This window comes from Psychrobacter sp. 1U2 (assembly GCF_051847575.1).
Genome location: NZ_JBPYDC010001365.1, coordinates 1 through 616, shown reverse-complemented (window position 1 = coordinate 616; position 616 = coordinate 1). Strand labels below are relative to the sequence as shown.

The following is a 616-nucleotide window of genomic DNA, read 5'->3' as shown; positions in this document are numbered from 1 at the left end:
ATCAAGTGAAGCTGTATTATTGGGCTTCAATGTTCGCGCAGATGCAACTGCACGCCGTAAAGCAGATACTGCCAACATGGATATTCGTTACTACAGCGTAATCTATGGCTTGATTGACGATGTAAAAGCTGCGATGAGTGGCTTGCTTGCCCCTGAACATCGTGAGAAGATTCTTGGTATTGCAGAAGTTCGTGAAGTATTCCGTTCTAGCAAATTCGGTGCTGCTGCTGGTTGTATGGTGGTTGAAGGGACTATTTATCGTAATAAGCCAATTCGTGTATTACGTGATGATAAAGTTATCTTCACTGGACAGTTACAGTCGCTACGCCGTTACAAAGAAGACGTTAATGAAGTGCGTACTGGCATGGAATGTGGTCTTGCCGTTCGTGGTTATGATGTCGAAGCTGGTGATAAGATTGAAGTCTTTGAGATTCAACAGTTTGAACGTACAATTTAACCATATTGTATTTTTATTCGTTAGAACTTAGAGTATTAATATAACGATGTATTAAGGTCTAACAGGATCATCCTGGTAGGCCTTTTTTATCGTATATTTCCGCTATTAAAAGCTATTTTTAAAATATTATTGAAAAGTAGGATAATAAAATGAATCAAC

General features: G+C 38.6%; 1 pseudogene. It reads left to right on the top strand.

From position 1 onward, the window contains the following. A pseudogene (locus ACS8FD_RS22125) lies at nt 1–457 on the top strand (translation initiation factor IF-2); the annotation flags it as partial. Between the last annotated feature and the right edge of the window lie 159 nt (nt 458–616).